General features: G+C 73.1%; 9 protein-coding genes. 1 reads left to right on the plus strand and 8 read right to left on the minus strand.

Features of this window, described 5'->3' with window-relative positions:
- Positions 1–16 precede the first annotated feature (16 nt).
- The 8 genes from ACFQRI_RS19625 to ACFQRI_RS19660 all read right to left on the minus strand — a co-directional run bounded on the left by ACFQRI_RS19625 (position 17) and on the right by ACFQRI_RS19660 (position 7,899).
- Positions 17–955: a copper transporter gene (locus tag ACFQRI_RS19625; protein ID WP_380670679.1), complete on the minus strand. Its 939-nt coding sequence runs from the start codon at positions 953–955 to the stop codon at positions 17–19.
- The gene (gene steA, locus ACFQRI_RS19630) at positions 952–2,136 is read right to left on the minus strand and encodes a putative cytokinetic ring protein SteA (protein WP_380670681.1); all 1,185 of its coding nucleotides are present in this window, start codon (positions 2,134–2,136) and stop codon (positions 952–954) included. The genes ACFQRI_RS19625 and steA overlap by 4 nt, the downstream gene beginning before the upstream one ends.
- Before the next feature lie 91 nt (positions 2,137–2,227).
- The gene (gene recN / locus ACFQRI_RS19635) at positions 2,228–4,009 is read right to left on the minus strand and encodes a DNA repair protein RecN (RefSeq protein WP_380670683.1); all 1,782 of its coding nucleotides are present in this window, start codon (positions 4,007–4,009) and stop codon (positions 2,228–2,230) included.
- A gap of 116 nt (positions 4,010–4,125) precedes the next feature.
- A complete protein-coding gene (locus tag ACFQRI_RS19640) occupies positions 4,126–5,022 on the minus strand; it encodes an NAD kinase (RefSeq protein ID WP_380670685.1) in 897 nt (298 codons plus the stop codon).
- A complete protein-coding gene (locus tag ACFQRI_RS19645) occupies positions 5,019–5,864 on the minus strand; it encodes a TlyA family RNA methyltransferase (protein WP_380670687.1) in 846 nt (281 codons plus the stop codon). Before ACFQRI_RS19645 ends, ACFQRI_RS19640 begins: the two co-directional genes overlap by 4 nt.
- Positions 5,865–5,868: 4 nt before the next feature.
- A complete protein-coding gene (locus tag ACFQRI_RS19650) occupies positions 5,869–6,099 on the minus strand; it encodes a hypothetical protein (RefSeq protein WP_380670689.1) in 231 nt (76 codons plus the stop codon).
- Positions 6,100–6,169: 70 nt separating this feature from the next.
- The gene (locus ACFQRI_RS19655) at positions 6,170–7,165 is read right to left on the minus strand and encodes an HAD-IIA family hydrolase (protein WP_380670691.1); all 996 of its coding nucleotides are present in this window, start codon (positions 7,163–7,165) and stop codon (positions 6,170–6,172) included.
- The gene (locus ACFQRI_RS19660) at positions 7,162–7,899 is read right to left on the minus strand and encodes a tetratricopeptide repeat protein (protein WP_380670693.1); all 738 of its coding nucleotides are present in this window, start codon (positions 7,897–7,899) and stop codon (positions 7,162–7,164) included. Before ACFQRI_RS19660 ends, ACFQRI_RS19655 begins: the two co-directional genes overlap by 4 nt.
- Between ACFQRI_RS19660 and ACFQRI_RS19665 the strand changes: the two genes are divergently transcribed.
- Entirely contained in the window at positions 7,888–9,003 is a 1,116-nt protein-coding gene (locus ACFQRI_RS19665; RefSeq protein WP_380670695.1) for a hypothetical protein, read from the plus strand. The genes ACFQRI_RS19660 and ACFQRI_RS19665 overlap by 12 nt on opposite strands.
- The last annotated feature ends 497 nt before the right edge of the window (positions 9,004–9,500 follow it).

The following is a 9,500-nucleotide window of genomic DNA, read 5'->3' on the forward strand; positions in this document are numbered from 1 at the left end:
AGCGACCGCCGGCGCGTCAATCGCGCGGCGTGTTCGGCACCGGCCCCTGAGCCGAGCTGGCCGTGCCGTAGTGCCCGGCCCGGTGCTCGGCCTGCTCACGAGCCGCGAGCACCACCGCGACCCGGCCCGCACCGCTGCCGGCGTTGTCCACGGTGGACAGGCTCGAACTGATGGCCGGGTCCGCCCTGGCCACCCCGACCGCACCGGAACCGGTCGCCGAACCGCTCGTCCCGGCCAGCACCGCGCCTTGCCCGGCGGCGTCCACCTGGGTGGCGAAGCGCGCCAGGATCGCGGCCCGGTCGCCCGCCTGCTCGCCCCGCTGCTGGCCACCGGTGAGCACCACCGCCAGCTGAGCCGGGCGCAACCCCGGCGAAGCGGTCGCGAACCCGCCCTCGGCCAGCCCGGCGAAGGCCGCCGCCCGCGCCTGGTCGTCGACCTGCGACTGCCCGTCCTGCTTGAGCAGCGCCAACGGCCCGATCAGCCCGCCGGCCTGGGTCCCGGGGTCGGCCGCCGTGGGCAGCTGCACACCGGCAGGCAGCAGCTGGGTGATCACGCCCTCCAGCGAGGCGGCCCGCTCAGGGTCCGACAACGACTCGCCCAACCGCACCTGGCCGGTCAGCTCGGCGCCGGAGTCGCGCAGCACCTCGGCCACCGACTCGCGCTCGCCGTCGGGCACGTCGGCGGAGCTGATCAGCACCACGCTGCGCCCGTCGAGCTGGCCGCGCACGGCCATCGGAGCGATCGAGGAGTCGAAGTGGTCCGCGGTGGCCACCTGCGCCCGCAGCCGCTCGTTGTGCGCGCCGAGCTCCTCGGCGCGCTGCTGCAGCTGCTCCTTCTCGTTGCCCACGCTCTCCAGCAGCCGGGCCGACAGCGAGCTGGAACCCAGCACCACGCCCACGGCCAGCGCCAGGAACACCGCGGCGATCGAAACGATGTGGTAGCGCACGGAGATCACGGCAACAACCCCTCGAAGTACGCGCCTGCCCCACCGGCGGCCTGGGAGACCATGTCCATCAGCGCACCGCCCAGCGGCGAGGCCAGCAGCGCCACGGCCACCACCAGCAGCACCGCCAGCACCAGCAGCACCACCGCCGCCATCGGGGTCCGGCTGCGCTGCAGGGTCGCCACCGCGCGGCCGTCGATGACCTTGCTGCCCAGCCGCAGCCGGGTCAGGAACGTCGAGGGGATCGAACCGGAGCGACCGCGGTCGAGGAACTCGCTGAGCGTGGCCTGGAACCCCACGGTGATCACCAGGCTGGCCTTGTGCGCATCGGCCAGCAGCAGCGCCAGGTCCTCGGCGTTGCCCGAGGCCGGGAAGGTCACCGCCCCCACCCCCAGGTCCTGGATGCGCTCCAGGCCGGGCGCGTGCCCGTCCAGGTGCGCGGGGATGACCAGCTCGGCACCGCACTTGAGCGTCTCGGTGCTCATCGTCTCCGGGTCGCCGACGATCACGTCCGGCTGGTACCCCGCCTTGCGCAGGCTCTCGGCACCGCCCTCGACGCCGATGAGCACCGGCCGGTACTCGCGGATGTAGCGCTTGAGGTTGCGCAGGTCGTCGGCGTGCTCGAAGCCCGGCGCCACCACCAGCGCCTGCCTGCCCTCCATCGAACCGGACAGCTCCGGCACGCCCACGCCGTCGAGGATCAGCGTGCGCTCGGTGCGCAGGAACTCGATGGTGTTGGCCGAGAACGCCTCCAGCTGCGTCGACATCCCGGCCTTGGCCTCGATGAGCTGGTCGGCGACGGAGTCGGCGTCCTGCTCCACGCCGCGGGCGACCTCGTCGTCACCGACGAAGACCCCGCCCTCGTGCAGCCGGATCTTGGCCCCATCCTTGATCTGGTGCAGCACCTCCGAGCCGGCTCCGTCGACGAGCACCACCCCGGCCGCGATGAGCACCTCGGGCCCGAGGTTGGGATAGCGACCGGAGATCGACGGCGCCGCGTTGACCACCCCGGTCACCCCGGCGGCCAGCAGCGCTTCCGCGGTGCGGCGGTCCAGGTCGGCGTGGTCGATGACCGCGATGTCACCGGTGCGGACGCGGCGCGGCAGATCGCCCGAGCGCCGCTCCACCCGGGCCGTCCCGGTGAGTCCGGGCAAATCTTCCCGCTGGAGAGTCAGCAGACCGCTGAGTTTCATGAGCCGATAGTGACAAACCAACCACGCGATGTTGCTCCGCCACGCCGTGGGTGTTGCGGCGCACACCGCAACGCGCGCTGCTCCACCCGGGCTAGCCGGCGGCCTTGCCCTTCTTGCCGCGGCGCCCGAACTTCTCCTGGGTGAGCTTGTAGGTGTTGGCCGTCTCCAGCAGCTCCTCGGCGTGCGCACGACCCGTCTCGGTGGAATCCATCCCGGCCAGCATCCGGGCCAGCTCGACCACCCGCTGCTCCTCGGCGACCAGCCGCACGTCGCTGCGCGTGGTGCCGCCGTCCTGCCCCTTGTCGACCACCAGGTGCTGATCGGCGAACGCCGCCACCTGCGGAAGGTGGGTGACCACCACGACCTGGTGCGTGCGGGCCAACCTGGCGAGCCGCCTGCCGATCTCCACCGCCGCGCGGCCACCCACCCCGGCATCGACCTCGTCGAACACCAGCGTGGGAACCGTGTCCGCGTCGGCGAGCACCACCTCCAGCGCCAGCATCACGCGGGAGAGCTCACCACCCGAAGCGCCCTTGTGGATCGGCAGCGCGGGCGCACCCGAGTGCGCCACCAGCTGCAGCTCGACCTCGTCGACCCCGTCCGGACCCGCGTGCACCGTCCGGCCGTCGACCGCGAGCGCGTTGGCGTCCGCGGAATCGGCTTCCTTGGGCTGCACCACGACGCGCAGCTCGGCCTGCGCCATCGCCAACCCGGACAGCTCCTCGGACACCGCCGCGGCCAACCGCTCGGCCGCCTCGGCGCGCGCGGCGCTGAGCTGCGAAGCGTGCTCGGCGAGCTCACCGGCCAGCTCGTCGCGGCGCGCGGCCAGCTCCGCCAGCGCCTCCTCCGAGGTGTCCATCTTGGACAGCTTCGCGCGGGCGTCCTCGGCCCACGCCAGCACGCCGTCGACATCGGCGGCGTACTTCTTGGTCAGCTGCTTGAGCTCGGCCTGCCGGGCCAGCACCTGCTCCAGGCGGGCCGGATCGGCATCCAGCTTGTCCAGGTACCCGCCGAGCTCACCACCCACGTCGGCCAGCACCGCGGCGGCCTCGGCCACCCGCGGCTCCAGCTCGCGCAGCACCGGGTCCTCCGAGGAGGCCAACCGCCTGCGCGCCTCGCCGACCAGGCCCATCGCGCCGGGCGCCTCCGGATCCCCGTCGGCCGAACCCGACAGCGCGTGCTGCGCACCGGCCGCGATCTCGCGCAGCTGATCGACATCGGCCAGTCGCCGCGCCTCCTCGACCAGCGCCGCGTCCTCACCGGCCTCCGGGTTGACCGATTCGATCTCGGACAGCCCGTGGCGCAGCATGTCGGCCTCGCGCGCCAGCTCGCGGGAGCGCTCGGTGCGCTCGGTGAGCTCGCGCACCGCCTCAGCCCACTCGCCGCGCACCCGCTGGTACTCGGCCAGCACCCGCAGCACCGGCTCACCGGCGAAGCGGTCCAGCACCGAGCGCTGCTCGTTGGGGCGCACCAGGCGCAGCTGGTCGTTCTGCCCGTGCACCGCCAGCACCTGCTCGGAGAGATCCGCCAGCACCGAATTCGGCACCGAACGACCACCCAGGTGCGCCCGCGACCGGCCATCCGCGCCGACCGTGCGCAGCGCGATCAGCCCACCGTCGTCATCGGGCTCGGCACCGGCGCCGGCGGCGACCTTCGCCGCCGGCGAGTCGGAGGTCGTCTGGAAGCGGCCCTCCACGACCGCACGCTGAGCACCGTTGCGGACCCGGGAGGCGTCCGCCCGGCCACCACCCAGCAGGTGGAGCCCGGTGACCACCATCGTCTTGCCTGCGCCCGTCTCACCGGTGACCACCGTCAGGCCGGCGTGCAGTGCGAGCGTGGCGTCGTCGATGACGCCCAGTCCCTGGATACGCATCTCCGCCAACACAACCTGCACCCTATCGAGCCCGGGCGACCATTCCACCCCCACTGCGGCGATCACCACCGCATCGTTGCCCGAGCTCAACGCGACCGCTCAGGTCGTGCCGCGCATCAGTCCTTGACCGGACCGCGCCAGCCCTGCACCGGCAGCTCGAACTTGCGCACCAGCCGGTCGGTGAACGGGGTGTCGTGCAGCCGCACCAGGCGCACCGGCTTGTCCCCGGCCACGATCTCCACCCGCGCGCCCGGCGGCAGGTCCACGTGGCGCTGCCCGTCGCAGGTCACCACCGCGTGATGCCCGTGCTGATCGATCTCCAGGGCCACCACCGAGTCCTTGTCCACCACGAACGGCCGGGAGAACAGGGCGTGCGCGTTGCTCGGCACCACCAGCAGCGCCTGCACCTGCGGCCACACCACCGGACCACCCGCCGAGAAGGCGTAGGCCGTCGACCCCGTCGGCGTGGACACCAGCACCCCGTCGCAACCGAACGCCGACACCGGGTGCTCGTCGACCTCCACGACCGCGTCCAGGATCCGCTCCCGGCTGCTCTTCTCCACGCTCGCCTCGTTGAGCGCCCAGGTGCGCGCCAGCACCTCGCCGTCGAGCTTCGCGGTGACCTCGATCGTCATCCGCTCGTCCACGTGGTACCGGCGCTCGATGACCGCCTCCAGCGCGTCGTCGAGCGCATCCGAATCAGCACCCGCCAGGAAACCCACCCGGCCCATGTTCACCCCGAACACCGGGACCCCGGCCGGGCGAGCCAGCTCAGCGGCGCGCAGCAGCGTGCCGTCGCCGCCGAGCACCAGCACCAGCTCGGTGCCCACCGCCGCGTCCGGGCCGGACTCCACGACCTCGCTGTAGTAGCAGTCGTTGCTCAGCTCCGGGACCTCCTCGGAGAGCACCCGCACCAGCAGGCCCGCGGCGAGGAGCTGACCGGCGACCTTCTCGGCGGTCCGCATGTTGTGCTGCCTGCCGGTGTGCACCACCAGCAGCACCCGTCGGGTCAACTCCCACTCCCTCGGGACCTCGTCGAATCCTGCGGACCCCGCTGGACCGCGGCCTCCACCAGCTCGCGCGCCCGCTCGGGATCGGTGTCGGCGTCCGCGCGCAGCCACGCGAAGTACTCGACGTTGCCCGACGGACCGGGCAACGGGCTGGCCACCACGTCGCGCAGCCCCAACCCGTGCTCGGCGGCGAAGGACACGACCTCGAGCACCGCATCGGCCCGCAACCGCGCGTCTCGCACCACGCCACCCGAGCCTAGCCGCTGCTTGCCCACCTCGAACTGCGGTTTGATCATCGGAACCAGATCGGCCGAATCCGACGAGCACGCCACCAGCGCGGGCAGCACGAGCCGCAGCGAGATGAACGACAGGTCGCCCACCACCAGATCGACCGGACCGCCGATGTCCTCGGGGGTCAGCGAGCGCACGTTGGTGCGGTCGTGCACCCGCACCCGCTCATCGGTCTGCAGCTTCCACACCAGCTGGCCGTAGCCGACGTCGACGGCCACGACCTCGCTGGCCTCCCGGCGCAGCAGCACGTCGGTGAAACCACCGGTGGACGCGCCCGCGTCCAAGCAGCGCTTGCCCGGCACCGACAACCCGCCCGGCTCGAAGGCCTCCAGCGCGCCGAGCAGCTTGTGCGCCCCGCGCGAAGCCCAGCCCGGGTCGTCGACGTCCTCGGTGACCACCACCGGCGCGTCGGTGGTCACCCCGGTCGCCGGTTTGCGGGCCACCATGCCCTTGACCAGCACCCGGCCGGCGTCGACCAGTTCGCTCGCGTGCTCCCTGGACCGCGCCAGCCCGCGGCGCACCAGTTCGGCGTCCAGCCGTGCCCTGCGTGGCACTTGTTCAACTCCGCTGGGTGTTGTTGGCCGACTGCAGCTGGTCGGCCTTCGACAAAGCTTCGGTGAGCGCGGTGTGCACCGCCTCGAACCGCTGCACGTGCTCGGCGACGGGCAGCTCGCGCACCTGCTCGAGCTCGGCGACGGCCGCCTCGATCGCATCGATCGCCGACCGGCCGTCATCGGCCTGGCGCGCCAGCATGCCCGGATTGGGCGCCTGCGGCTCCGGAGAGGTCATGGCGGGTTGCTCCCCTCGATCATGTGCCGGTTCAACGCTAGCCGAACCCGGCCAACCCGATCCTGCCCGGTCAGTCCAGATCCAACGACCGCAGCGCCGCGCGCGCGCCGTCGTCGGCCGCGCGCACCCGCACCGGTCCCGCGCCCGCGGCCCACCGCGCCGCGCACAGCGCGCGCAAGGCTCCCAGCGCGTCGCCCGCACCGGCGAGCTCCAGCTCATCACCGCCCCCGCGCACCGACCAGCTCGACTGCTCGGCGACGGCGACCTCGGCGACCGGCGCGTGCAACCCGCGCAGGTCCGCCGCCACGTGGTCCGGCCGCTGCTCCGGAACGGCCTCCAGCAGGTCGCGCGGGGTGTTCACCCCGGTGAGGACCATCAGCGACGGCATCCCGGCGTGCACCGCACCCGCGATGTCGGTGTCCAGCCGGTCCCCCACCATCAGCGGATCACCGGCCCCGGCAGAGGAGACCGCGCGGTCCAGCAGCGGGCGCTCCGGCTTGCCCGCGACCAGCGGGTCCTGATCGGTGGCCGCGCGCAGCAACTCGACCAGCGCACCGTTGCCGGGCAGCAGCCCGCGCTCGGTGGGCAGCGTGCGGTCGCCGTTGCACGCCACCCACAGCGCCCCGGCCCGGATCGCCAGCGCCGCCTCCGCGAACTGCCCGTAGGTCAGCTCGGCGAACAGGCCCTGCACCACCGCGACCGGCTCCTCGGCGAACTCGCGCACCGGCTCCAGGCCCAGGCCCTCCACCTCGGCCACCAGCGCGGGGGCGCCGAGCACCAGCACCCGAGAGCCCGCGGGCAGCTTCTCGGCCAGCACCGCAGCACCGGCCTGAGCGCTGGTGCTCACCTCCCGCTCCTCGGCCTCCAGGCCGAAGGCGGCCAGGTGATCGACCACCGCACGCGCGGGCTTGGAGGCGTTGTTGGTGACGTAGCGGACCGCCACGCCGCGGCGGTGCACCTCCCGGATCGCTTCGAGCGCACCGGGAGCGGCCTCACCACCGCGGTAGACCGTGCCGTCCAGATCGAGCAGCACGGCGTCGTGGCCGTCGAGCAGCGTCGCGCTCACTGCGCCTGCGGTCCTCCTCCGGCCACGTCACCGGGCGCGGCCTCGTCGTCCTCGACATCCTCGGCGTCGGCCTCGTCGTCGAGCTCCTCGTCCTCGTCATCGTCCTCGATGCCCGCGGCCGCCTCGGCCTCGGTCACGAGCTCGTCGACGACCTCCGGACCGCCCAGCTTCTCGGCCAGCTCCTCGAGCCGCTCCGGAGCGTCGGTCTCCTCCTCGTCGTCGGCGTGCGCGGCGTGCACGAACCACGTGAAGGCATCCCGGTCCCGACCGGCCGCCAGCAGGTTGTCCGCGTAGGCGTAGAACAGCCGAGCGCTCCACGGGTCCTGCCGCTTCGGGTCGAGCTCCGGGATCTGCAAGCTCACCACGGACGCGTCGATCTCGTCGAGGTCGCGACGCGCGCCCGCAGCGACGATCCGCAGCTCGACCTCGTCGTCCTTGTCCAGTTGGAGCGCCTCCTCGCTGCGCACCAGCTCGACGGCGCGCTCCGGACGCCCCAGGGCCCGCTCGCAGTCGGCCATGATCGCCAGGTGTCCGGGGCCGCCCCCGATGCGACGGGCCGCGCGCAGCTCGGACAGCGCCTCGTTCCACTCGCCGGCCAGGTAGGCGGTCAGCCCGTTGGCCTCGCGCACCGACGCGATCCGCGCCGCCTTCTGCCGGGCGAACCGGGCGTGCTCGAGCGCCTTCTCCGGCTCCGACTCCAGCAGCTGGCCGGACGCGACGAGGTGCTTGGCCACCGCGTCCGCGCTGCCCTTCGGCAGGGCCAGCAGCTCCCGGCGGATCTCCGAGTCGAGCTCGGACGGGTCGGTGCCCTCCGGGAGTTCCGGTTCGGCGGGCTTCTTCTCGGCCTTCGCCGCGTCGTCCTTGCGCGGCGCGTCCTTCGGCCGACGCTCGCCGTCCTTGTTGAAGTCGCGCTTGCCGCCACGGCGCTCATCGCGGTTGTCGCGGCGCCCGGCGCCGCGACGCTCGCCGCGGTCGTCCCGGCGGTCGCGGTTGTCCCGGTCGTCGCGCCGGCCGCCGCGGTCGTCCTGCCGGAACCTGCCACCCCGGTCGTCCCGGCGGTCGCGGTCGTCACGGCGGTCGCGCTGCGGACGGCCGTCCCGGCGCCGATCGTCACGGCGGCGGTCATCCCGGTCGTCCCTCCGGAAGCCGCGATCGTCGCGGCGATCGTCACGGCGGAAACCGCGGTCCCGGTCGTCGCGCCGGAAATCCCGGTCGTCCCGACGCGGCCCACGGCGGTCATCGCGGCCCCGCTCGTCGCGGCGGAAGTTGCCCCCGCGGTCTTCACGGCGGAAACCACCGCGATCGTCGCGACGATCGTTCCTGCGGTCGTCGCGCCGGAAATCGCGGTCGCGGTTGTCCCGGCCACCCCGGTCGTCCCGGCGGTCATCGCGACCACCACCGCGCCGGTCGTCGCGGCGGAAGTTGCCCCCGCGGTCATCACGGCGGTCGTCGCGGCGGAAGTTGCCCCCGCGATCGTCGCGCCGGTCATCCCGGCGGAAATCGCGGTTGTCCCGGCCACCCCGGTCGTCGCGGCGCCGGTCATCGCCGCGGCTGTCGCGGCCGCGGCTGTCGCGGTCGTCGAACCGGCGTCCACCGCCGCGGTCATCCCGGCGGTCATCCCGGCGGTCGTCCCGCCGGTTGTCCCGACCGCGGTCGTCGTTGAAACGACCACCGCGATCGTCGCGGCGGTCATCCCTGCGGTTGTCGTAGCGGCGCGGGCCGCCCTGACCGCCACGGCGGTCAGAATCGCCGCGGCCTCCCTGGCCGCCTCGGCCGGCACCGGCCCCGCGGCGGGGTCCACCGCGCTTGTCATCGGAACCGGACACCGAACCTCCTGAAGCAGAAAAGAGCAAGACCTTACCAGGGTAGACGGGCCAAATCACCGAGTTCGGCGGGCGTCCACCGGACACCGCGCAGCACTCCGGCCGCTCGGCCGGAGACAGCAGCGGGGCGGGCCGCACGGACTGAGGAGCACCGCCGGCGGGGCACGCCGCACCGCGCCGGGACATCACCATCGCAGTCAGCCGCTCCGAGAATCCCGGAACGTCGTACCTCCCCGCCCGGACCGCTGATCGGTCCAGAAGGCAGGGCCGGGCCCACCACCAACAATCCTACAGCTCAACGAGCACCGGCCGGACGCCGGGACCCCGCCCCACCCGAGCCGATCACATGGGTTCGAGCCGCGCGTCGAACGCGTGGATACCCGAAGAGTGCATAAAAAAGTGGTGGGGTGGAAACACGTTAATGTTTCCACCCCACCACACAGGGAATGTGTCGGCGGTGCCTTACTCTCCCACACCCTGCCGAGTGCAGTACCATCAGCGCAAAGGAGCTT

The organism is Saccharopolyspora griseoalba, assembly GCF_042665275.1.
In the GTDB taxonomy this organism is placed as follows: domain Bacteria; phylum Actinomycetota; class Actinomycetes; order Mycobacteriales; family Pseudonocardiaceae; genus Saccharopolyspora; species Saccharopolyspora griseoalba.

Bases quoted from the DNA above. Each gene is read 5' to 3' on its own strand.
- steA (WP_380670681.1), bottom strand. From the start codon at position 2,136: ATGAAACTCAGCGGTCTGCTGACTCTCCAGCGGGAAGATTTGCCCGGA.
- recN (WP_380670683.1), bottom strand. From the start codon at position 4,009: ATGCGTATCCAGGGACTGGGCGTCATCGACGACGCCACGCTCGCACTG.
- ACFQRI_RS19650 (WP_380670689.1), bottom strand. From the start codon at position 6,099: ATGACCTCTCCGGAGCCGCAGGCGCCCAATCCGGGCATGCTGGCGCGC.